General features: G+C 44.4%; 22 protein-coding genes and 3 pseudogenes. 13 read left to right on the top strand and 12 right to left on the bottom strand.

Annotated elements, in window-relative coordinates:
- The 3 genes and pseudogenes from tnpA to DXC01_RS21125 all read left to right on the top strand — a co-directional run.
- A partial coding sequence (tnpA, locus tag DXC01_RS17980; protein ID WP_118699527.1) for an IS200/IS605 family transposase occupies positions 1-366 on the top strand: 366 nt, incomplete at its 5' end.
- Positions 366-1,463 carry an IS200/IS605 family element RNA-guided endonuclease TnpB gene (tnpB, locus tag DXC01_RS17985; RefSeq protein WP_118699528.1) on the top strand — a complete coding sequence of 366 codons (1,098 nt, stop codon included), beginning with the start codon at positions 366-368 and terminating at the stop codon, positions 1,461-1,463. The genes tnpA and tnpB, both read left to right, overlap by 1 nt.
- Positions 1,464-2,109: 646 nt before the next feature.
- Positions 2,110-2,736, top strand: a pseudogene (locus DXC01_RS21125) (BMP family lipoprotein); the annotation flags it as partial.
- Positions 2,737-2,786: 50 nt separating this feature from the next.
- Here the strand turns inward: DXC01_RS21125 and DXC01_RS18000 are convergent.
- The 12 genes and pseudogenes from DXC01_RS18000 to DXC01_RS18065 all read right to left on the bottom strand — a co-directional run bounded on the left by DXC01_RS18000 (position 2,787) and on the right by DXC01_RS18065 (position 13,733).
- Positions 2,787-4,643 (bottom strand): recombinase family protein, encoded by a 1,857-nt coding sequence (locus DXC01_RS18000; protein WP_001820670.1) that lies wholly within the window; start codon positions 4,641-4,643, stop codon positions 2,787-2,789.
- 54 nt (positions 4,644-4,697) lie between these two features.
- Complete coding sequence (locus tag DXC01_RS18005; RefSeq protein WP_001820669.1) at positions 4,698-4,889, bottom strand: hypothetical protein; 192 nt, start codon at positions 4,887-4,889, stop codon at positions 4,698-4,700.
- A gap of 71 nt (positions 4,890-4,960) precedes the next feature.
- The gene (locus tag DXC01_RS18010; protein ID WP_001206986.1) at positions 4,961-5,191 is read right to left on the bottom strand and encodes a YdbC family protein; all 231 of its coding nucleotides are present in this window, start codon (positions 5,189-5,191) and stop codon (positions 4,961-4,963) included.
- Between the two features lie 45 nt (positions 5,192-5,236).
- Positions 5,237-6,091, bottom strand: coding sequence for a ParB/RepB/Spo0J family partition protein (locus tag DXC01_RS18015; protein ID WP_000743700.1), 855 nt, complete (start codon positions 6,089-6,091; stop codon positions 5,237-5,239).
- A gap of 8 nt (positions 6,092-6,099) precedes the next feature.
- Positions 6,100-7,065 (bottom strand): MobV family relaxase, encoded by a 966-nt coding sequence (gene mobV, locus DXC01_RS18020; protein ID WP_001820668.1) that lies wholly within the window; start codon positions 7,063-7,065, stop codon positions 6,100-6,102.
- 517 nt (positions 7,066-7,582) lie between these two features.
- Positions 7,583-8,615, bottom strand: a pseudogene (locus DXC01_RS18025) (AAA family ATPase).
- Positions 8,616-8,769: 154 nt separating this feature from the next.
- Positions 8,770-9,244: pseudogene (locus tag DXC01_RS18030) on the bottom strand (RNA polymerase sigma factor).
- 83 nt (positions 9,245-9,327) lie between these two features.
- A complete protein-coding gene (locus DXC01_RS18035) occupies positions 9,328-9,753 on the bottom strand; it encodes a sigma-70 family RNA polymerase sigma factor (protein WP_000323895.1) in 426 nt (141 codons plus the stop codon).
- Between the two features lie 94 nt (positions 9,754-9,847).
- Positions 9,848-10,357: a sigma-70 family RNA polymerase sigma factor gene (locus DXC01_RS18040; RefSeq protein ID WP_105116765.1), complete on the bottom strand. Its 510-nt coding sequence runs from the start codon at positions 10,355-10,357 to the stop codon at positions 9,848-9,850.
- Positions 10,358-10,847: 490 nt separating this feature from the next.
- Positions 10,848-11,021 (bottom strand): cysteine-rich KTR domain-containing protein, encoded by a 174-nt coding sequence (locus tag DXC01_RS18055; protein WP_002779755.1) that lies wholly within the window; start codon positions 11,019-11,021, stop codon positions 10,848-10,850.
- A 51-nt stretch (positions 11,022-11,072) separates the two neighbouring features.
- Positions 11,073-12,992: a tetracycline resistance ribosomal protection protein Tet(O) gene (gene tet(O), locus DXC01_RS18060; RefSeq protein ID WP_005357924.1), complete on the bottom strand. Its 1,920-nt coding sequence runs from the start codon at positions 12,990-12,992 to the stop codon at positions 11,073-11,075.
- A gap of 366 nt (positions 12,993-13,358) precedes the next feature.
- Complete coding sequence (locus DXC01_RS18065; RefSeq protein ID WP_001129922.1) at positions 13,359-13,733, bottom strand: TnpV protein; 375 nt, start codon at positions 13,731-13,733, stop codon at positions 13,359-13,361.
- Between the two features lie 96 nt (positions 13,734-13,829).
- On the opposite strand from DXC01_RS18065, the gene DXC01_RS18070 reads away from it, so the two are divergent.
- The 10 genes from DXC01_RS18070 to DXC01_RS18115 all read left to right on the top strand — a co-directional run bounded on the left by DXC01_RS18070 (position 13,830) and on the right by DXC01_RS18115 (position 24,125).
- A complete protein-coding gene (locus DXC01_RS18070; protein WP_118699530.1) occupies positions 13,830-14,129 on the top strand; it encodes a hypothetical protein in 300 nt (99 codons plus the stop codon).
- Positions 14,130-14,165: 36 nt separating this feature from the next.
- Positions 14,166-15,710: an ABC transporter ATP-binding protein gene (locus tag DXC01_RS18075; protein WP_022214128.1), complete on the top strand. Its 1,545-nt coding sequence runs from the start codon at positions 14,166-14,168 to the stop codon at positions 15,708-15,710.
- Positions 15,703-16,824 (top strand): ABC transporter permease, encoded by a 1,122-nt coding sequence (locus DXC01_RS18080; protein WP_118251868.1) that lies wholly within the window; start codon positions 15,703-15,705, stop codon positions 16,822-16,824. Before DXC01_RS18075 ends, DXC01_RS18080 begins: the two co-directional genes overlap by 8 nt.
- Position 16,825: 1 nt before the next feature.
- The gene (locus tag DXC01_RS18085) at positions 16,826-17,767 is read left to right on the top strand and encodes an ABC transporter permease (protein WP_118699531.1); all 942 of its coding nucleotides are present in this window, start codon (positions 16,826-16,828) and stop codon (positions 17,765-17,767) included.
- A gap of 54 nt (positions 17,768-17,821) precedes the next feature.
- Entirely contained in the window at positions 17,822-18,634 is an 813-nt protein-coding gene (gene udp / locus DXC01_RS18090; protein ID WP_118699532.1) for a uridine phosphorylase, read from the top strand.
- 25 nt (positions 18,635-18,659) lie between these two features.
- On the top strand, positions 18,660-19,850 hold the full coding sequence (locus DXC01_RS18095; RefSeq protein WP_118699533.1) for a phosphopentomutase: 1,191 nt from the start codon (positions 18,660-18,662) through the stop codon (positions 19,848-19,850).
- Positions 19,851-19,914: 64 nt separating this feature from the next.
- Positions 19,915-20,643, top strand: a complete 729-nt coding sequence (locus DXC01_RS18100) for a Crp/Fnr family transcriptional regulator (protein ID WP_118699534.1) — start codon at positions 19,915-19,917, stop codon at positions 20,641-20,643.
- 68 nt (positions 20,644-20,711) lie between these two features.
- Positions 20,712-21,371 carry a response regulator transcription factor gene (locus DXC01_RS18105; RefSeq protein WP_118251867.1) on the top strand — a complete coding sequence of 220 codons (660 nt, stop codon included), beginning with the start codon at positions 20,712-20,714 and terminating at the stop codon, positions 21,369-21,371.
- A 2-nt stretch (positions 21,372-21,373) separates the two neighbouring features.
- Entirely contained in the window at positions 21,374-22,633 is a 1,260-nt protein-coding gene (locus tag DXC01_RS18110; protein WP_118251866.1) for a sensor histidine kinase, read from the top strand.
- A gap of 109 nt (positions 22,634-22,742) precedes the next feature.
- Positions 22,743-24,125, top strand: coding sequence for a DUF6034 family protein (locus DXC01_RS18115; RefSeq protein WP_118699535.1), 1,383 nt, complete (start codon positions 22,743-22,745; stop codon positions 24,123-24,125).
- Positions 24,126-24,310 lie beyond the last annotated feature (185 nt).

Consider the following 24,310-nt stretch of genomic DNA (forward strand, 5'->3'; position numbering starts at 1 on the left):
GTATGGTGCCCAAAATATAGACGAAAAGTATTAACTAATGGTGTAGATGTCCGGCTGAAGGAGCTGCTCACAGAGTATGCTGCAAATCTTTCTGTAGACATTCTGGAAATGGAAATCATGCCAGATCATGTTCATATGCTGCTGGAAGTAGATCCTCAGCTGGGCATCCACAAAGCTGTAAAATCTTTCAAAGGCTATACGTCCAGGATCTTAAGACAGGAATTTCCGTATCTTAAAACCAAGATGCCGACCCTGTGGACAAACAGCTATTTTGTATCTACCGTGGGCGGTGCCCCGCTGGAAACAGTAAAGCAGTATATTGAGAACCAGAAAACATCGCAGAGACAAAAGGACAAGATGGGATAATGCAAAAAGGAATCAAATTCAGGATCTACCCGAACAGAGAACAGAAAAACCTCATCCACAGAACACTGGGATGCTGCCGGCTCATCTATAACCGGGGGCTTGCCATGCGTAAGGAAGGCTATGAAAATGGGAAAAAGATCGGCTATACCCAGACGTCCGCCATGCTGACGGAACTGAAAAAACAGGAAGAGTTTGCTTTTCTGAAGGAAGCTGATTCCATTGCATTACAGCAGTCTTTACGGGATCTCGACCGGGGATTTGTGAATTTTTTTCAAAAGAGGGCGTCCCATCCAATCTTCAAAAGTAAACATAACCGGTTCCAGTCATACAGGACCATAAACCAAAAAGATAATATCCGCATTGTGGGAAGATATATCAAACTTCCAAAACTTGGTTTTGTCAAAGTGCGTCAGTCGATGGAAATTGGAAAGATCCATCATGTGACCATTGAGCATACGCCGTCAGGGAAATATTTTGCGGTCCTGAATGTTGACTTCGAACCGGACTCACGTCAAAATAATGGCGGAATGATCGGGATTGATGTTGGGATCAAAGAGTTCTATTCCGACAGTAATGGTAATACAGTATCAAATCCCGGATATCTGGAACGCTCTATGCGAAAACTCATAAGAGAGCAGCGCAGACTTTCCCGGAAGCAGAAAGGTTCCCAGAACCGCGACAAACAGCGGATCAGAGTTGCCAGAGTACATGAGAAGATAACCAATCAAAGGAATGATTTCCTGCAGAAACAGTCAACGCTGCTGGTGCGTGAAAACCAAACCATCTGTATCGAAGACCTGAATGTGAAGGGGATGCTCCGTAACCATAAACTGGCAAGATCCATAGCAAGTGTTTCCTGGGCAAAGTTTTTCAAAATGCTGGAATATAAGGCAGTCTGGTATGGAAATGAGATCTGCAGAGTACCAACGATGTATCCGAGCAGCCAGACCTGCAGCTGCTGTGGCTGCCAGAATCCTCTGGTAAAAAATCTGCGTATTCGTATCTGGGAGTGCCCAGAATGTCACGTGGTCCATGACCGGGATATGAATGCAGGCATCAATATCCTGAAAAAAGGACTGCAGATGCAGTATGCATAAAGACAGAAAACTGTACCGTAGGGCATACGGGAACAGTATAATCCAGCTTGTGGACACTGTGTAAGACATTGCAGTACCGTAAGGTATTCACCAATGCAGTAGTGGTAGAAGCAAGAATCCCTCTGCTTTAGCTGTGGGGAGTGTCAAGCCTGTACCTGCATCGATGAAGTCGGCAAACTGCCCTGGGTGCTTCAACATTTCCGGAAGTATAAGTGGGTGAAGGACCTGACACATTGAGAAAATGCTTATTAAAAAAATCCTTTTGATTTTATATCAGAAGGATTTTTTTGTGGAAATCAGGCATCCTCAATTGTATAAAATAACTAAAAACCAACGCAGCAAATTATCAAAAAGCAACGAAATATCGAAAGCACTTCTAAAAAAAGACATGTGTCCTATGAAAAAAGGACCAACGCCGCTTATACTTTGAACTAACAAATGCGGATGACAAAATCAAAAAAACATGAAGGGAGACGCCATAATGAAACGGAAAATAATGGCAATATTATTAGCAGCAGCGATTACTGGATCGCTGGCAGGATGCGGAAGTACACAGGACAAAAATGCGGCTGATGCTTCTGAACAAAAAATGAAAGTAGCAATGGTAACAGACTCTGGTGATATCACCGACCAGAGCTTCAATCAGATGACTTACGAGGCATGTAAGGCATGGGGAAAAGAAAACGATATTGAATTCAACTATTACAAACCACAGAGTGACTCCGATGAAGCAAGAACAGCAAGTGTGGATCAGGCAGTAGCGGATGGCGCGAATGTGATCGTATTATCCGGCTACGTATTTGCCCCGACTGTGATCGATGAATCGGATCTTTATCCGGAAGTTAAATTTCTGGCACTGGACGTAAGTGCCGGTGATATCTGCGAAAAAGGTATCGGAGAAGGATATGACTATAATCCGGATCACTACAATGTGACCGATTACTACAACGAAGATAACGTATACTGCTGTACTTATCAGGAAGAGCTTTCTGGATTTATGGCAGGTTATGCGGCAGTAATGCTTGGCTACCGTCATCTGGGATTCCTCGGAGGAATGTCTGTTCCGGCGGTCAACCGTTATGGATACGGATACGTACAGGGCGCGGATGCAGCGGCAAAAGAACTTGGAATTACCGATGAAGTGCAGGTCGAATATGTATGCGGCGGACAGTTCTATGGAGATGCAGATATCACAGCTTACATGGATACCTGGTATGGATCAAAAGGTGTAGAAGTCGTATTTGCCTGTGGTGGAGGTATCTATACTTCAGCGGCAGAGGCGGCAGTCAAGACCGGTGGAAAAGTAATCGGTGTTGACCTGGATCAGTCGGTCATTTTTTGCGGACAGTTCATACATGCTATCCTTTTCTGTTCTCTGCTCCTGCGTTTGCTCTCGTTTGATTTCTCCCTCCGTATCTTCTTGGCACAAGCAGGACAATACCTTGATGCACCAGAGCCCGGGACATATTCAACGCCGCACACCGTACAATTTTTAGCGGGCATTGCTGCCCACCGTTTTGTAGGTATGATATGTAATTCATCGACAAAGCCGATGAATTTATAGTAAATCTTGATTTCCTGCTTCACTGTTCCGTCTGCCATCTTCTCACGCTCCGAAACAAGTATCTTGTCTATGAGTGCGTTTATAACTGTTGCATCCAGTTCTTTTAAGCCTTGATAATTTCGGATAAGGGCGAGGAAGTCACGGATTCCCCGTGATTTCTCGTAGCTTTCATTAAGAGTTTCCGTCACCTCTTTCAGCCTTGCTTCAATTTCAAGCTGCTCTTTCTGGTATTTCCCCGACATCATCTCAAAATTCCGCTCGGTAATACGCTCCATGACCTTATCCTCGTAGAGAGAGGAAAACAGCCTGTCCAGTTCCGCAAGGCGTTTGTTCAGCTTCTTACGTTCTTTCTCTAATGCTTTCGCCCTGCTCTGGTCTGTTTCCGTGAGCCGCTTTTCTATGGCCCTGACCGCCTTTTCATCATTCACTGCCATATCCGCAAAACAGTTGATGTCGGCAAGAACGGCATTGAATAAATCCCTTGCTTCTATATTGTGGGCACTACACTCGCTTCTTCCGTTTCTTGCATAATTATTACATGAATACTGTACACAGTCGATAATCTCTGGGCGTTTCCTCCTGTGTACGTTCATTGCCCGCAGAGCACATCCGCAGTCCACACACTTGATAACGCCTGCAAAAATATTTACAAATCCTCCCTTGTTCTGTGGAAGCCTACGACTTGTAATAAGCTGTTGGACAATATCAAATTCCTCCTGCGTGACTATTCCCTCATGGGTATTGGGTATCACTTCCCATTCTTCGGGCAGCTTAGAGGGGCGTTTCTTGCTTTTCATATTGGCGGCAATCCGTTTGTAGCCTACAAGATTTCCCGCATATATCGGGCTTCTTAAAATGCTCCTCACGCTGTTCCCACTCCAAATATAGCGTTTGTCCTCGTTCCCCTCAAAATGACGTTCAAAGCCTGTTTCGCCACGCTCCGCCGCATAAGCGGCAGGGCGTAGGATATGCTGTTTATTAAGATGTCTGCAAATTTTGGCAACTCCATTCCCTTTTAATGCAAGGTCGAATATCTCTTTTACAACATGTGCCACTTTATCATCTATCAGCAGATGGTTGTGGTCGGCAGGGTCTTTGATATAGCCATAAGGGGCGGTAGTTCCCATGAATTTCCCCTGTTGAAACCTCGCCCGATATGCCGATTTTATCTTAACAGATATGTCAGCGGCATACATTTCGTTTAAAATGTTGCGGAAAGGCGTGATGTCCATAGCAGATTTATTCAAGGTATCTACGCCGTCATTGACCGCTATATACCTCACGTTATGCTCTGGGAAGAAAACTTCCAGATATAACCCACAATCAAGATAGTTTCTCCCCAGACGGGATAAATCTTTCGTAATCACGCAGTTTATCAGACCGCTTTCAATGTCTTTTATCATATTCTGGAAACTTGGTCTTTGGAAATTTGTACCAGAATAACCATCGTCCACATACGTTTTTGCTATGTGCCATCCCTGCTTTTTCACATAATCCGTGAGGATGGATTTCTGTGTCGCAATGCTCGCACTCTCGTTATCCGTACCATCGTCTTTAGATAAGCGGCAATAAATGCCGACTAAATAGATTTTCTTTTCTTCTTTGATTCCTGCCATACTGTAAAACCTCCGTATCTGTCCTATCTGTTTTCATGTCCCATTGCGTACATTCTAAGCGGACAGCCCCTCATTGTCGAAGGTGTCGCCCTCGGCAATCTTCTTCCGAATATCCTCGGAGATAATCGGGACAAACGCTTCTGTAACGGTCTGTGTGCCGACATATTCACGGCTGATTATCATCTGCACTGGTGCTTTTGGCACGATACGCTTTCTCTTTTTATCTGCTTTCTTATCCTCGCCCATACTTAAATCTTCCTTTCCAGACAGGGCAGGGAAGAGTTTGGAAATGTCCCCGCCCTGCCAATCAGATACCATTAATCCTCGCTGTTTAATTCTTTCTGTAATGCTTTAAGGAGTGCCGCCGCTTCATCAGCGTTCAGCGTGATTCCCTTGCCGCACTTTTCACGGTTCGGGGAAAAGCTGCGGATGTCATACTTCGGCTCTTTCCCATTCCATGAAATGAGATTGATTTCCTTTGTGTAGCCACTGTCGCCCGTAGACAATACTGCGATTTCCTTTACGATTTCATACTGGATTTCTCTCATTCTCCATACCTCAACTCTCTGTATTTACTTCCCGAAAAAAGAAGATTAGCGGCTGTCACGGTTGCGTTTCCTCTGCAACTCACGCTCCAAAAGTTTGATGATGGTTTCCTCCATCTGCTTCGGCGTTGTGTTCTTCGGAAAGTATTTTTTCAGCTTGCTTGTGTTGATTTTCAAGGTTTCTTTCTGGTTGCCCTTTTCCTCCGTCATAATCGCAAATATCGTATCCATGTCAAGCCGCCCGCTCTGGCTTAACTGTTTCATCCGCTGTGCCTGTGAGAGTGAGGGCGTTGCTTCTTCGCTCTCCATCGTGGCAAAGAGGTTTTCCTGCTCGTCTTTCTTCAAGAAGGACAGTTCCACCGCAGGCGTGAGGGCGATTTTCCCCTCGTCCACCATCTGCAAAATCGGCGGTATCAGTTCCGTCAGGCGGATAAAACGCTGCACGGTCATCCTGCCCACGCCGAAGCCCTGTGCCACCTTGTCGTCCGTCCGCAACTTCGTCACAACTTGTGACGAGGTTAAGTCTGTGCGGAAACCCTGCCGCTTCATGGCTTCGGATTTCATCTTGTAAGCAAACGCCCGCTCCGATGGCAGGATATTCTCACGCTGCAAATTGCTGTCTACAAGGGTGATGATGGCTCGGTCACGGTCTAAGGGCAGGACAAACGCAGGCACGGTATTTATCCCTGCAAGTTCAGAAGCACGGACACGCCGCTGTCCTGCAATCACTTCATAACCGTCCCCGTCCTCTTTCGGGCGTGTGATTATCGGCGTGACAATGCCAAATTCCTTGATGCTTTCCGCTAACTCTGACAGTGTTTCATCTTCTGCCACATGAAACGGATTGTCGGGGAACGGGTACAAGTCTTTGGTCTTTAACACCTTAAAATCCTGTTTCTTCATTCACATATCTACCTTTCTTTCGCTCTGCTTCTATGATTTTTCTGCAATTCTTCCAACACTTCGGGCGGTATTTTTGACAGCAGCCGCCCCATCTGCTCGTTGGTTCTCTGCAATTCAAATATCTTCTGATTCGCTTTCTGCACCTTTAGTTCCTGCTCGTACTTTTCATCACGCATACGCCCCGCATAGTCTGATTCCTGCCCAATTCTCTCTTTCAAACTGTCGATATACGCCTGCTGTTTCCCGATTTCCTTAGAGAATTTCTCCACGTCTGGCAGCCATGCAGAGAGTAAATCTAACGCTTTATCCCTTTTCTTCCCTGCGTTAAAGGCGTTGATGTCGGATAGGGCAGACACGATTTCTTCATACTGTTTATCAAGCCTGCCGCCTAATTTATAGAGCCATGTGGGGACGTGTTTCCGCTTGGTTTCCATTGAGGACTGCCCCCGTTCAAGCTGATTCCACCGTGAGGACATCCGCTCATGGTAGGCGGTCTGCCACTCGGATAATGATTTCTGGTTGCCTAAGATAGCTTTCGCTGACAGCTTATTGTCTGGCGTAATCGGCACAAAGCAGAGGTGCATATGGGGCGTTCTCTCGTCCATATGGACGACAGCGGAGAGGATATTCTGCTTTCCAACACGCTCCGAAATGAAGTCAAGAGCCGTCTGGAAATACGCTTTTTGTTCTTCGGGCGGTAACTGGTTCATAAATTCTGGTGAAGCTGTGATGAGCGTTTCCACCATCATCACGCTGTCTTTCCTTGTCCTGCACCCCGCTTCGGCTACCATGCGGTTAATCTCTTTCTTGTAGGTGTACTTTGGTGGTGCTATGAGATGGTAATTGTTTTTAGAGCGTTCCATATCTATATCTGGGTTGCTTTTGTAGGCTTCTTTCTTCCGCTCGTTGTGGCGTTCACAAGCCGCAACGCCGCCCGCTTTTCGTTTCTGGAAACGCAGGATTGCATAAGGCATAGGCGGATTCCTCCTTTCTTTCGGCGGGTGACCGTCCTTTGGGGTGACAGCGGTGACGGTGGTGACAGCAGTTTTGGGATACCCCCTGCCGACTGCCGCAACTGTCACCCTCACCCCCTGCATGACGGTCATGTCGATGATGACGGTGTTTTTGGGATACCCCCCTCGCAAGAGCCGTCACCGTCATGCCGCCATTCTTTTATCCGAAGCCGTAAGGCGTAGGATAGCAGGGCACAGCCCTGCCTTAAGGGAGTCCAGAGGGAACGTCTGGCACACGACTTTGCAGGGCAAAGTGTAGTGTGTTACACCCTGTAAACGCAGTCGGAAAAATCGGAATGATTTTTCTGACCGCAGGGGTGGTTTTACACGACCGAAAAGGGCGAGTAAATCTCACGCCTGCATTTTGCGTTTACGGGGTGTTCTCCCGTAGGGATGACAGCGGCAGGGTATCCTAAAATCACTGTCACCACCGTCACTGCTGTCACCCGCAGGGCAGAGCCGCCAGCTTTACATGGCTTTAAGCGTCAATGACAGTAACAGGGGGGTATCCTAATATCGCTGTCACCACCATCACCGCTGTCACCCGCCCTCCTTGCAAGGGCAATCCGCCTGCCGTCTTTCCTGCGGCTGTACTGGTAGCAGATACGGTTCTCGCTTAAAAATGTGGTGCGGTATTCATTCAGCCATTTCGTAATCACCGTGGGTATGGTTTCCGTTTCCCCCATAGCGGCTAACAGTTCCGTTGCCGTGCCTATCCATTCTTCCTTATCCCTCATAAAATCCACCAACCGAAAAAGGACATCTGGTATCGTTTCTTTCGCAAGCTGCTCCTGCGTTTTCCGCTCCACAAGCTCCCAACGGCAATCACGGAAACGCAGCGTGTATTCCTGATAAGGCGTGTCCCTGCCCGTCACATACAGCTTGGCGGTGTCAGACGCACGTTTCTCCTTTTCCAGAACAAAGGTAGCGTCCGCACTCCCCGTTAATCCTGTCGTCCCAGACACCTTGTTGAACACGTCGCTGTCATTCTGCTTTCGGATGTGGTGTACGACAATGACCGCCAGAGAGTGCCTGTCGGCAAAGTCTTTGATGAGGGAGATGTCCCCATAGTCGCTTGCATAGGCATTGTCTTTTGAAGCTGTACGGACTTTCTGCAAGGTATCAATGACAATGAGCCTGCTGTCTGGGTAATCTTTCAGATAATCTTCAAGCTGCACGATAAGACCGTCTGACAGCTTGCAGCTTGCCACGGCAAAGTGGAGCCGCCCGCTTGCTTCGTCCGTCAAACGAAATAACCTGTCCTGTATGCGGCAGAACGTGTCCTCAAGGCAGAGGTAAAGCACATCGCCCTCCATTGTCGGCATATCCCATAAAGGGATTCCCTGCGACACGCATAAGCATAGCTTCAGCATGAGCCAGCTTTTGCCTATCTTCTGTGAGCCGCAGAACAGCGATAAGCCTGTCGGGATAAGGCTGTCCACCACAAAGGATGGTTTCTCAAGCGGTTCATAAAGGAGCGTTTCGGCGTTGACTGTCTGTAACTTCTGCATGGCTTTCCTCCTTTCGGGCGGTGTCTTTGTTTTCGTTGCACATAGGCGTTGACCTCCTTAAAAATAGATTTACTCCCACGGAAAAAAGTGAGAGTATGTAATGCCGCCAATCCCACACAAATAAAAAACAGATTTCTTTTTCGGGCGGTGTCGGTCACGGTTGGAGATATTTCTTCAATTTCCGCCTTTACTTTCTCCTTTGCAATCGCAACAGATTTCTGTATTGCCGAAGCGGTGCAATGCTCCATAGCGGCGATTTGGTAAAAATTGAACTCATACTCGTAGTAGAGCAGGAAACGCCGCCTTTGTATCTCTGGAAGGCTCCCAACCGCCTTATAGAGCGTTTCATTCCGTTCTTCCTCAACCATGCGTTCATCAAGGCTCTTAGGCACACGCAACGCCCGTCTGTAAAGGGTTTCGTCCCATACCTCGTTAAACTCCCTGTGCCGCTCGTCCCATTAGAAAAGATTCCTGTTCCTGCGCTCCATCTGCCGAAACTCCATAAAGAACTGTTCCGACACTTCCAACTCGTGGGATTTGCCCTGCCCGTCCTTAAAGCTGATAAAATACCTTGTGCCGCTTTCCGTGGATTCCTCCCGAAGCGTGTATGCCTTAACCCTGTATGCCATCCTGTTGTCCTCCTGCAAAAAATGAGTGAGGGGATTTCCATCCCTCACCCAGTAGCCCGCAGGATGGCAGGCTGTTTTAGAAGCTATAAAATTTTCCGCAGCTTCTTCCGCAGATGGTCTAACCTCGCATAGATGGCACCAGTCGTCAAATGCACAAGCGGGGCAATCTCCTTTGTGGAATACCCCTGCATTTTCAGCAGGACGATTTTCAAGGTACGCCCGTCCACCGTGACTAATACTTGATAGAGATTTTCGCTCTCAATCTCTTCCAGTAACTCCGCAACCGTACCCACTTCCGCCTGCCGCTCCCTGCCTGCCATGTCCTCAAGATATTCCGCAACGTCATTCGTCCATCGGTAAAACCGCCTGTTGGAATTGAAGTCTGCCCTGTCCGCCATGCGTATCTGCTCAATGGTCGCTTCATCAACGCCGCACTCACGCAGCAGCTTTTCCTCCGCTTCTTTCCAGATACGCCATTTCCTGTCCTCCCGTCCGTGGTTGTATGCCATTCTTACTTCCTCCAATCAGAATTGATTGAGAGGGCAGAGAAAAGCCCCCTCATCTTCCCAAAGGAAAAAACAAGGGGGCTGAACGCCTTAAATTTTAATTTTCTATTATCTTTCTTAGTTTTATTAGGATTCTGGCTTTGCGTTTGTTTACAACGCTCTGGGTTATGCCCAACCTCGCCCCGACTTCACGCTCGGAAAGTCCGTCAAAAAAGATTGCCTGTATCAGCTCCTGTTCACTATCCGACAGCAAAGGCAGGGCGGCTTTCAGCCTGTCCACCATGACCGCATTGACAACGGTTTCTGCAATGTCCACCGCTTCATCAGTGATAAAGTCCAGAGGATTCCCCTCGCTGTCCGTAAATCCGTCGAGAGATAGCAGTCTATTCTTTGTATCTAATTTTTGCAGATAACGCCACCGTTCCTTGTCACGGTAGAAGTCTGTGTATTGCTCCCTCACGACTTCAAGCAGACAGCCTTGAATGGGGATAAACAGCTTGTCCATATAGGTCTGGTCGGATTCCCTGCAACGGCAGAACTCCGTGTAGGATAATTCCACATAGCCGCCACTTTCTCTGATATATACCTTTCTTGGTGCATATTTCACCATAAATACCTCCCATCTGAATTTTTGAAATGTAAAAAATCCAGATGGAGAGGCGGAGAACGACACCGCATATCAGAAACAGCCCTACGGCACTTTCCAACAAAAATCGACAAAAGAAAAACCGCAAAGGCTCTGTGACCTTTACGGTTATAGGAAATAGTAATTCTATTGTATGGAGATTGTACTTCTACTTTCAAGGTGAGAAGTACCGTTGCACTGGCAGAAATTTTTTTAACTGGTTTCCTGCCGTTCTCTGATATGCTATGTATTGATAAATTTTGCTTCGTATGAGCAGATAGATAACTGCCCGAAAAAAGGACATAAAAAAATCCCTCCAAATTTAAAAACAAATTCAGAGGGTAATTTAGGGTATAACAAAATAACCCACCCGAATATCGTTTTTTTTATTTGGTGAGTTTGTTCTTTCAAATACGAAACAAAAAGAGCCGATGATTCGTGAATTGTTCCACAATTTCATCGGCTCTGCGTCTTAAGCGTCTGGCTCTTTGATGACAGTTATCTTCAAGTTGTCAACTTTAATCAATCTTTCTTGTCTGCATTTTGGACAATAAAGGGGATAATTCTCCAAAACAGTGTCCTTCCTAATTTTATTACGGGTTTTGCTCCCACAAACAGGACACAATATCCATTCGCATTTCATCATAATTAGTCTCTAATCCTTTCAAATCTCATTTTATATGACTTTTGCAAGCTGTTAAGCTAACTTGTGGAACATATGCCGAACCTTATCTATACGGCTATTCGGGCGGCGGGGTTGGCAAATAAATTTACCAATAGCTGGCTGGTATCCTTTTAACTCTGTCAAGCAGACTCCCTGCCCATTTGTGAAATAAGTTAAATCGTTCCTGTATTCTTGAATACATCTAGCAGGGATTTCTCCTTTCAGAATGACCTCGTCATTCTTTATCTGAGTACTTACAATATCTGCACAATACCTTGGAGCATCATGATACGCCCGTGAGAGATATTCCTGCGGTGCATAAATTTCAAAGTGGAGATATGGCTCTAATAGTTCTGTCCCTGCTTTTTTTAAAGCCTGCTCCAATACGATAGGGGAAAGCAGCCGAAAGTCTGCGGGGGTACTTACAGGACTATAATACAATCCATATTCAAAACAGATTTTACAGTCTGTCACTTTCCATCCATACAGCCCCTGCTCGCAGCCATAAAGAACCCCCTCCATAACCGCATTTTGGAACGATTGATTTAAATATCCAAGTGAAACTCTGCTTTCATACTGCACTCCGCTTCCAATAGGGAGCGGCTCTATGGACAACCCGACAGAAGCCCAGAAAGGATTTGGCGGGACTTCTATGTGGATGGTATATTCTGCTTTTCTAAGCGGTCTTTCCATATATATAACAGTAGGCTCTTTTATTTCTGCCTCCACATGATATTTTTCCTCAAGGATGGCACAAATGACTTCCATCTGCACATTCCCCAAAAAAGAAAGTATAATCTCATGCGTTGTAGTATCCACATAATATTTTAAAAGAGGGTCGCCATCTGAAATTTCTGTAAGTGCCCCAAGCAATATTTCCCGCTGTTCAGATTTCTTTACTGCAATCGTTGTTTGGAGCATAGGGAGAGGATTTTCAATAAATTTTCTCTGCGGCAACAGTATTTCGTTCCCCAAAATACTGTTTAGCTGCAAAACATCATTTGGTAAAATTACAATATCACCAGAGCAGGCTGTATCGGATGAATATAATTCACCGTTTGTCGGAACATACATCTCTGTGATTTTTATTTTCTCTTTTTCAGATATTCTAATAACATCCCTCAAATGCAATGTTCCGCTATATATACGCACATAAACAAAACGCCGCCTTTTCTCTGAATATTCAATCTTAAAAACCTGCCCGCATAGTTCAGATTGACCTTCAGGCGTTGATGAATAAAATTTACTGGCAATTACTTCTATAAGCTGCCGAATCCCCAGATTGTTTTTAGCGCTTCCGTGATAAACGGGAAATAACGTTCCGTTTTGGAATCTCCTGTTTTCTTCCTGTTCCAGTTCTGACATTTTAAACGGTTTCCCTGACATATATTTCTCTAATAGTTCATCGTTTCCCATAATTACCGCATCCCACTGTTCCATATCGTCATTGTCCGTTACATTTATATGGGGATGCTGCCCAACCTTTTGCTTCACTATAATTTCCGAAGAAAGCTTTGCTTTCATTTCCCGATATACCATTGGCAAATCAATCCCCTCTTGGTCAATTTTATTGATGAAAAAAATTGTCGGAATCTTCATTATCTGTAGTGCATGAAACAGTATACGGGTCTGTGCCTGTATGCCATCCTTTGCAGAAACTAATAATACTGCTCCGTCTAATACGGATAAAGAACGGTATACTTCCGCCAAAAAATCCATATGGCCTGGCGTATCTATAATGTTGACTTTTACATCCTCCCACTGAAAAGATGTCACTGCTGTCTGGATAGTGATTCCCCTTTGACGCTCCAAATTCATTGTATCTGTCCTTGTTGTGCCTTCATCTACGCTCCCTAGTTCTGCAATTGCACCACTGGTATACAATAAACTTTCCGTTAATGTTGTCTTTCCTGCGTCAACGTGAGCCAGAATGCCTAAGTTAATTATTTTCATGTGATTTTCCTCCTATCAACACCCAAAAAAGGGCATAAAAATACCCAGTGATAAATACTCCTATCACTGGGTAAATAACTCCAATAGCCCCAAAACACTTATATGTTTTCGGGCATATAAAATTACATGATAAAAGTATTCTTAAACTGGGTACAAAAAACTAAGCCCCATATTAAAAGTGAAACGGGACTGCTACTTTTTGTTCCCACTATCAAATTGACAGTTTATTTAAGAATACCTTGCCGCATATTTATTAACTCCTTGTATAATACTGAATCTAATTATATTCCTTAACCCTTTATTTGTCAAGCTGACAAACTAAAGCAGAAAAAGCGGCAGGATTTCCCCCTGCCACTAATCATCTGTTTATGCAAAAATAATTTCCTTTTCCACAATCTCCCTCGCACAAGCCCTTATGTTATTGAGGCATCCTGTCCATTCTAAGGCGTTTTCTGCCTTTAGCTGTTCCGTTATGCCCTGTGCCTGTTTCATACCCTCTATGAGCCTTTCAAAGCGTTCCTGTGCCTGTCTGTTGATGTCGGCAAGGTAGGCGTTTAGCCTGCCGCTTGTAAGAAGATTGGTGTATGTAACTTTACGGTACTGTTTTAGATAATCTAAATGCCGTTGCCCCCAGATGCCTATTGCCTGTTCTTCTTCGGCGGGTACAGTTAAGCACGGTATCAAATAATCCCCTTGCCTTTCGTATTTGCCGCCCAGTTCCTCAAATAATGATTTTGCCATTGTCTGTTACCTCCACATTCTTTTTTATTTTGAATGTCCGCAAAATCCGTCCTACATCAGTCAGTAACGATCAATGAGTACAAAGACGGACTGACCGTGACATCTGCGATGAAAGGCCTGCAGGTCACCATTGACAATGTACTTGATGCGATCCTGAATGACGAATGGGATGAGTACGTAGGAAAGATCGAAAACCTTGGAATGGAATCACCGGACCCGGCTGAAAACTATGTACAGCTTCCGGAAGAGACGACACAGTGGGATGATACTTTTACAAAAGAAGATTATCAGAAACTGGTAGAGAGAATGTACAACGGAGAATATGAAGTCTCAAGTGACAGCACAACATTCCCGGAAACAGAGATCACAGCGACCGATTACGGCAGCATTAAATAACAGGAATAATAAGCGATGAAATAAAGGAGGAAAATAATGAGCGAGTATGTTATTGAGATGTTAAATATAACAAAACGCTTTCCGGGTATTGTAGCGAATGACAATATTACACTTCAGCTAAAAAGAGGTGAGATCCATGCACTGCTTGGAGAAAATGGTGCCGGAAAATCAACGCTGATGAGTGTTTTGTTTGGATTGTATCAGCCGGAAGAAGGAGAGATCCACAAAGACGGTAAAAAAGTTGAGATCCAGGACCCGAATGATGCCAATGAACTTGGAATTGGTATGGTCCATCAGCATTTTAAATTAGTAGAATGCTTTTCTGTACTGGATAACATTATGCTTGGAGTAGAAACTACGACAAAAGGTGGCTTCCTTAAGAAAGACGAAGCAAGAAAAAAAGTAGTAGAGCTGTCTGAGAAGTACGGACTTGCCGTTGACCCGGATGCAAAGATCGAAAATATCACCGTGGGTATGCAGCAGAGAACGGAAATCCTGAAAATGCTGTATCGTGATAATGAAGTCCTGATCTTTGATGAGCCGACAGCAGTACTTACTCCGCAGGAAATCCAGGAGCTCATGGTGATCATGAAAAATCTGGCGGCAGAGGGAAAGAGCATTTTGTTTATCACTCATAAACTGGCTGAGATCATGGCAGTAGCAGACCGCTGCAGCGTTCTTCGAAAAGGAAAATACATCGGAACCGTAGATATCAAAGATACTACTCCGGAAAAACTTTCCGCAATGATGGTTGGAAGAGATGTAAACTTTATTGTCGACAAAAAGCCGGCCAAAACAGGAGATGTTGTATTAAGCGTAAAAAATATGACGGTTGCATCAAAACAGCATAAGAATAATGCTGTAAATAATGTATCTTTTGATGTCAGAAGAGGAGAGATCGTATGCATAGCAGGAATTGACGGAAATGGCCAGTCAGAACTGGTATACGGTCTGTCCGGACTGGAACCGTTAAAAGAAGGAACGATCACAATGAATGGTCAGGATATTACCAATATGCCGATCCGCAAACGTATCACTTCCGGCATGAGCCATATTCCGGAAGACAGGCATAAACATGGCCTGGTACTTGATTATTCACTGGAAGACAACATTGTTCTGGAACGTTATTTCGAACCACAGTTTACAGACCGCTTCGGTTTCCTGAAGAGAAAAGAAATCAGAAAGTATGCGGATCGTCTGATCAAACAGTACGATATCCGTTCCGGTCAGGGACCGATCACAACAGTACGTTCCATGTCCGGAGGAAATCAGCAGAAAGCGATCATCGCGAGAGAAATCGACAAAGATCCGAAATTCCTGATCGCAGTACAGCCGACCAGAGGATTGGATGTCGGTGCGATCGAATACATTCACAAACAGCTTGTGGCTGAGCGTGATGCAGGAAAAGGTGTATTACTGGTAAGTCTTGAACTGGATGAGGTCATGAATGTCTCAGACCGCATTCTGGTCATGTATGAGGGCGAGATCGTCGGAGAATTTGACCCGAAAAAAGTATCCGTGGAAGAGCTTGGATTATACATGGCAGGTTCGAAGAGAAAGGGGACAAAAGAAAATGGATAAAAAACAGAAATTTCTGAGAAATAATGGATTTCAGACGGTACTGGCATCTCTGATCTGTATTATCATAGGTTTTATCATTGGATTTGTCGTACTGCTGATCATTTCACCTGCCGGAGCAGGAAAAGCGATCACTGCGATCTTGAAAAACTTTTTCTATTATCCGAATGCCGCAGCGGCGACGAAATATTTTGGAACGACGTTGATAAAAGCATCTGCACTTTTGATGTGTGCATTATCTGTTATATTTGCCTACAAAGTAGGCCTGTTCAATATCGGTGCTGCAGGCCAGTATGTGATCGGTGCAGGCGGATGCCTGTATATGGCATTAAAGTTTAACATGCCGTGGTATGTATGCCTGATAACAGCAGTAGTTATGGCTGCTCTTATAGGCGGGATTTCAGGCGCATTAAAGGCATATCTGAATGTAAATGAAGTAATTTCCTGTATTATGCTAAACTGGATTTCTCTTTACAGCATTAATATGTTATTATCACAGGTAAAGGATGGTTCTACACCATATACAAAATTATTATTCAGCTACAACAAGAGCGCAATGCTTCCGACAGCCGGATTAAATGAACTGTTTCACAATAAATATATGACGATCGGTGTACCGATGTCAGTTATCGTAGCGATCATTGTATGGGTCGTGCTGCAGAAAACAAAATTCGGTTTTGAATTAAAGGCAACAGGAATCAATAAACTGGCTGCAAAATACTGCGGTATGCGTGAAAAAAGAAATATCATCGTTACTATGATGATCTCCGGAGGTCTTGCAGGCTTTGGTGCAGGAATCTTCTACTTAAGCGGAATTGAACAGTGGATGGTGCAGCAGACGAGTGTGCCGGGGATGGGATTCAATGGGATCGCAGCGGCATTTCTTGGAGGCCTGAACCCGATCGGAACAATTTTTGCATCTTATTTTATCCAGCATATTACCAGCGGTGGTACTTATGTAGATACAACAACATACTGTACACAGATTTCTGATCTGATCTCAGCGTTTATTATTTATCTGTGTGCGTTTGTATTCTTCTTCAAGATCTGGTTTAACCGTTACCTGGACAAAAAAGAAGAAAGAAATGCAAAAGTAGAGGAAGGAGGCCGGAAATAATATGACATTATTAGTTCAGTACACATTGATCTTTGCATCCGTTCTGGCTCTGGTTGCCCTTGGAGGCTGTTTTTCTGAGCACAGCGGTGTAATTAATATCGGTCTGGAAGGTATTATGGTAATGGGAGCACTCGGTGGTGCTCTGGCAATGAAATTTATTCCGGCATCAACACCAGGAATCGTTTTATTCATCCTGATCGTGCTGACAAGTGCTCTGGTCGGAATGGTGTTTTCACTGTTCCTTGGAGTTGCGGCGATCCACTTCAATGCAGATCAGACACTGGTTGGAACAGCATTGAACTTAATGGGAACAGCAGCGGCAGTTGTTATCGTAAGAGCAATCAATGTGGCAGAAAATCCAGATAACGTATCTTCTACCGTAGTATATCGTCAGGCGAAACAGGTATTTCTGGTAAAGATCGGAGATTTTGAATTTAATTGGTTTATGCTGCTTGTTGTACTGGCAATCATTGCCTCACATGTAGTATTATATAAGACAAAGTTTGGTCTTCGTTTATGTGCATGTGGAGAGCATCCGCAGGCAGCAGATTCCGTAGGTATCTCTGTTTATAAGATGCGTTATGCAGGTGTACTGATCTCAGGTGCACTTGGCGGTCTTGGCGGTCTGGTCTACATCACTGCAGGTGTAAGTGAATGGAAATTTGAAAATGGTGTAGCAGGATTCGGTTTCCTGGCACTGGCAGTTATGATCTTTGGTCAGTGGAGACCGGTCAACATTGGACTGGCAGCACTGTTATTTGGATTTTTCCGCGCACTGTCAAATGTGTACACCGGATTTGCACCACTTGTAGCATTAAAACTTCCAAGCAGCTTATATAATATGCTGCCATACATTATTTCTCTTATCGTGCTTGCTTTTATTTCACAGAAATCAAGGGCACCAAAGGCAGAAGGAATCCCATACGACAAGGGACAGAGATAAAACAAAAAGAAATGAAAACAGGATATATAGTTACCGGAAAGAGAGGAAAAAAACATGAAAAATTATTCAGAAGACGCAAGCAAACAGTATCATATCCAGGTAGGTAAGGGAGAAGTCGGACGTTACGTTATTTTACCGGGAGATCCGAAACGCTGCGAAAAAATCGCAAAATATTTTGATGATCCGGTTTTTGTGGCAGACAATCGTGAATATGTGACTTATACCGGAACTCTGGACGGAGTAAAGGTAAGCGTGACTTCCACCGGAATCGGCGGACCGTCTGCTTCTATTGCAATGGAAGAACTTTATCGCTGCGGTGCAGATACTTTTGTACGTATCGGAACCTGTGGTGGAATGCAGCCAGAAGTAAAGAGCGGAGATGTTATCATTGCAACAGGTGCTATTCGTATGGAGGGAACCAGCAAAGAGTATGCACCGATCGAATTTCCGGCGGTAGCAGACCTGGAAGTGACTAATGCCCTTGTGGAAGGAGCTAAGAAAGAGGGCTGCGAATTCTATACAGGTGTAGTTCAGTGTAAAGATGCATTTTATGGACAGCATGAGCCGGAAACAAAACCGGTCAGCTATGAACTGATGAACAAATGGGAAGCATGGAAACGCCTCGGCTGCCTTGCTTCTGAGATGGAATCCGCTGCCCTCTTCGTAGTGGCAAGCCATTTAAGAGTACGTGCAGGCTCCTGTTTCCTGGTACTTGCAAATCAGGAAAGAGAAAAATTAGGACTGGAAAACCCGGTAGTACATGACACAGAGAAGGCAATCCAGGTTGCAGTACAGGCGATCCGTGAACTGATCCGTGCAGACAAGGCGAGGGAAAATAATAGACCGGATAAGCTGATACAGATCTGAGCCGTACAGGCAGAAAGGAGTATTTATGGAAACTTATAAGAGAGTATTTGTGATCGTTCTGGATTCACTTGGAATCGGCGCAATGCCGGATTCTGAAAAATTTGGTGACAAAGGTGTGGATACTTTTGGACATATCCTGGATAAGATGGGAAAACTGGATATTCCAAATCTTCAGAAACTTGGAATGCTGAATCTGCATAAAGGTGGAAATATGGAAGGTGTAGAGAAGCCACTGGGCCGCTATATGCGAATCAGCGAGACCAGCAATGGCAAGGATACCATGACTGGACATTGGGAGATGATGGGAATTTACACAGAGAAACCATTTATCACTTTTACAGAAACAGGATTTCCAAAAGAACTGATCGATGAGCTGGAGAAGAGATGTGGCAAGCGTGTCATTGGAAATAAGAGTGCCAGCGGTACAGAGATCATCGAGGAACTTGGTGAGGAAGAAATCAATACAGGAGCGATGATCGTCTATACTTCTGCTGACTCTGTACTGCAGATCTGTGGAAATGAGGAGACTTTTGATCTTGCAAATCTGTATCGCTGCTGTGAGATCGCCAGAGAACTGACCATGAAAGATGAGTGGAGAGTCGGCAGAGTTATTGCCAGACCTTATGTCGGAAAGAAAAAAGGCGAGTTCAAGAGAACCAGTAACCGTCATGATTATGCACTCAAACCGACTGGCAGAACAGCGCTGAATGCATTAAAAGATGCAGGACTTGATGTGATCGGTGTCGGCAAGATCAATGATATTTTCTGTGGCGAAGGAATCACAGAGACGCACCATTCCGACAGTTCTGTTCATGGTATGCAGCAGACGCTTGAAATCTGTAAAGAAGATTTCCACGGACTCTGCTTTGTCAATCTGGTAGATTTTGACGCCCTGTGGGGACACAGAAGAAATCCGGAAGGATATGGCCATGAGATCGAGAAATTTGACAAAGGCCTGGGAGCTCTCATGGATGAACTGAGAGAAGATGATCTTCTCATCCTGACAGCAGACCATGGAAATGATCCGACTTATACCGGAACTGATCATACCAGAGAATATGTGCCGTTTGTTGCATATTCAAAGAAGATGAAGGAAACAGGTGCAATCGAGAACCAGGATACTTTTGGGGTGATCGGCGCGACTATTGCAGAGAACTTCGGCGTGGAGATGCCAGAGGGCACAATTGGAAAATCAATTTTGAAAGACTTGGCGTGAACCATTGGGGACGGTGTTTTGTGGCACAAACACCGTCCCTGTGGCTCTGATTGGAGAAAAGAACATGGGAGAACGGTATTTATATCAAAAGTGTCCTTTTTTGAAAGCCTTAAGCCAGGAAAAGAGGGAGCAGTTTGAAATATATTTTCAAACTGCTCCTGACTGGCTTATTGATTCATTGGTTGTAGAGAAAATAAAAAAAGGGACAACATTTATCAGAGAAAACAATCCGGCAGACACGATCTATTTTATCGTAGAGGGACTGATCGTAGCCACAGATTATCGCGTGCTTGGAGTCAGCTACGATTTTATGCAGTTCCAAAAAATGTATGCATTTGGCGGAATGGAATTCATCATGGACCTGGATGTGTACAAAACATCACTTCGAACTGTGACCGACAGTATTGCGGTGAAGATTTCAAGAGCAATGTTTGAGAAGTGGATATATTCAGATATAAAGGCTTTGAAATACGAAAGCAAGTTGATAGGCGAATATCTGCTGGAACAGGCAAGAAATGAGCGCATCGTTCTCCTGATGAAAGGGACGGATCGTTTATGTCTGCTGCTTGTTTACCATTATGAGCAATATCAGAAAGATGGAATTCTTTGTGTAAAAGAAGGCCAGAAGAGCCTGGCAGATAAAACCGGAATGTGTCTGAAAAGCATAAACCGCGCAGTCAAAACACTTTCAGAACAAGGCCTGATCCGGAAACAGGGAAACAAAATCCTGGTGGAAAAACGACAGTACGAAGAAATGAAAGCACTGATCTCTGAGAAAACGGATATAGGATAGAATGCCATGTAGACGTAGGATGCAAAAAAAGCTATACTGTAGAAAAAGTACCAGAGGTGGCTGCGGGAATGAAAAATAAAATTTTGGTGATTGAGGATGACCGTGCAATTTCAGAATTGTTGTGTATGAATCTGGAAGCGGCAGGGTATGAGACTGTGGCAGCTTATGATGGGGAAGAAGCTCAGCGGCTGCTCTTATGGCATGAGGATGCAGATCTGGCAGTGGTGGATATCATGCTGCCGGGGAAAGACGGGTTTGCACTGATGGAGGATTTTAAAAGGAGGAATCTTCCGGTAATCTACCTGACCGCAAAGGATGATGTTGCGTCCAAGGTAAAGGGATTAAGGCTGGGTGCAGAAGATTATATGGTAAAGCCATTTGAGATGCTGGAACTTCTGGTACGCATGGAGAAAGTGTTGGAGAGGACCGGAAGAGCCAGAAAAATATTGACGATTCGAAATATTATGGTGGATGTGCAAAGTCACCAGGTTTTAAAGGATGGAATTCCGGTAGGTTTGAAACCAATGGAATACGACCTCTTTGTGCTGCTACTCCAAAATAAAAACATTGCGCTTGGAAGGGAAGAACTGTTGAAACGGGTCTGGGGAGAAGACTATCTGGGAGAAAGTAGAACAGTAGATGTTCATATCGGACAGCTTAGAAAAAAACTGGAACTTTATGACGAGATCAAGACAATCCCGAAGCTTGGATATCGTCTGGAGGAATAGGTATGAAGCTGTGGAAACGGACAGTACTTCTTATGCTGGTAACTTTATTGTGCGCGCTGATCCCGGTGGGCGCACTAAGCGTTTTTGTCACAGGAAAACGAAGTTTAAATAATGCCGCTGAGACATACGGGAGACAATTGGAAAATGGGAAGGCGCTACTGGAACAATTTTGGGATAACAGCAAATATGAACAGATGTCAGAGACCGGAAAGAAAGCCTATATGGGATTTCAGTTTCAACGATGCTGTGGGGCTGGCATGGCGTTGATCGATAAGAAAAGCAATGCTGCTATTGAAAATCTGACAGATTATGAAGTTGTAGGAATTGAAAATCTGGGCTTGAAGAATGAAAATGATCCATATGCTTACAAGATACAGAAATTGGGGAAGAAGTACCTTCTTCTTCAAAAAGTGGCTTTATCTAAACCAGAAGGATATGATGTCCTCTCTGTCCGGGAAGTCACGGAACTCTTTACAGAGTTGAGGCAGACAGCGGTCTGGTTTGCGGGTATCTATATGGCAGTGTTTCTGATTGCCGGTCTTTTTATTTACATGATGATGAAAAGGACTGTGGAACGGATGGAGAAACTGCAGGAGGTGGCAGAGAAACAGGAACTGCTTATGGGAGCACTTTCCCATGAAATGAGAACACCGTTAACATCCATTATTGGTTATTCAGATACCCTGCGTCATGTAAAGCTAAAAGACGAACAGAAAGATCGGGCACTGGAACACATTAACCGTGAGGGGAAACGTCTGGAGGCTCTTTCGGGGAAAATGCTACAGTTGCTGGGACTTTATCAGAACCACACCATACAGATGGAAATGACTCCGGCAGGGGACCTTTTAAATCATGTCATTGATATGGAAAAGGAACAGGCAGAGAAGAAAAAGGTGCAGCTAAAAATGGAATATGAAGCATTTTCCATGAAGATGGATCCTGCCTTGATGGAAAGCCTTCTGGTAAACCTGATCGATAATGCCCTAAAGGCCACGGATGCCGGCGGAAGTATTCTGGTAAAGGCATATGAAACATCTGGAAAAAAGATATTTGAGGTGTCTGATACAGGAATAGGAATTCCGAAGGAAGAACTGGGAAAGATCACAGATGCCTTTTATATGGTGGACAAATCACGAAGCCGTAAAGAAGGCGGCTCCGGGCTTGGACTGGCACTTTGTGTGAAGGTGGCAGAGATCCATGGTGGAAAGCTGAAGATTGAAAGCCAGCCAGGAGAGGGGACAACGGTAAGGGTTGTCTTCTGATTTACAAGTTGTTTACATTTTGATGAATACATTAGAAAGGCAATATGGTACTCTTTTCCTACAAGAAGAGGGTACCTTTTTAATATGGATAAGAAAGGATGGGGAAGTGATGAAAAAAATAAAAATGTTCATGGGAGCCGTTCTGTGTATGAATCTTTTAGTGGTATCAGGATGTGACAGTGTTGTCCAGTCTGCTGTTGTGGAAGAAAAGGATAAAACAGACCAGAAAAAAGAAGAAAACAAGGAAACAGTTCAGAAAACAGTTGCAGAACAGGTAGGGGCACCGGAAACTTATCAGGCAACGATCCAGGCAGACTTAAGATCAGCGGAGCGGGAGGATAAAGAAAATCCGATGAAGTTTACTTTGACAGCGGATGCACCGGTAAAAGTGCCAGATGTAGATGCAATCTGTTTAAAAAAAGTAAAGAGAGTGCTGATTTCTGAAGAGGAACAGAATAAGATAAAAGACACATTCGGCAAAGGACAGCCCGTGCAGGAAGAGAACAATGAGAATGAACAGGCAGGGACGTATACAGTAGATGGACTGACCTATCGGTACTCTTATACAAAGAGTGAACAGGAATCTGATGTGAAGGAACTTGGATTTCGGATCGCAAAGTTTATCTTTGACGATTGTGGAGATATGACCCTGGCACCGAGTGAGAAAAAAGAAAGGGAAGAACGTTTTCAAAATTATATAAAAGCAGGAAGCGGCAAAGTGTCTGAAAAAGAAGCAAAAGATAAGGTACCAAGTCTTGTTTCCGGGGACTGGGAGATATTTGAAAGCTTCTCAAAAAAACTTACCGAAGGAAGTACTACTTTGGAAAAAGATGATTTTATTTTTGAACGGATGATAGACGGGATCCCGGTTAATTATGTGAGAGAGACATCTTTGCCTGTTAATGAGCAGGCTCTCGAATGGGAAAACGAAGATGGAACACTTCATGAAGGACAGTCCGAAGGATGGGAGAGTGAAGTACTGACGATGGATTTTTGCAGTGGGACAATTCAGAGCTTTTTACACAGAAATCCTATTGAAACATCGAATATTTCAGATGAAGGGCTGTTTTTACTTCCTTTTGATGAGATTAAAGACATTTTTGAAAAAACGATCACATTGCAGATCATGACAGAAGACAAGAACAGACTGATTTCTGTCGATGGAGGAAGTGACTATCGTTATCCATCCATCGATGCACAGAGTGCGGAGATGACCATAACTAAGGTTCAGCTGGGCTATATGCGTATGCAGAGCGGAGACAATGACACAGAATCAATCCTGATCCCGGTGTGGGATTTCTATGGAACATGGACATCCGAAGAACCGGAGTATGAGTATGGAAATGGAGCAGGGGATGGGCCTGTTATAGGAAACGTGACTATGGATGACGCTGGCGTTCCACTTCTTACGATCGATGCACGCGATGGCAGTGTGATACAAAGAGTGCAGGCTGGATGGGCTGTCTCTACGAAAAGCAAAGCTGCTACATGAAATGGATTATGAAAGTGAAAAAGTTATTTGTAGCATTTATGTTATGTGAAATAAAAACAAAACAAACAACAAAACAAAATTTCCTCTTGACCTAAAGTCAACTTCAGGTTGTAAACTATAATCAAACTTGAATAACTGCGTGTCGCATTCTCGTTACTTTCAGTGATGAGTTAGACACGCAAATT

Origin of the sequence: Blautia sp. OM07-19, from assembly GCF_003481595.1 — a bacterium.
Lineage (GTDB): Bacteria > Bacillota > Clostridia > Lachnospirales > Lachnospiraceae > Blautia_A > Blautia_A intestinihominis.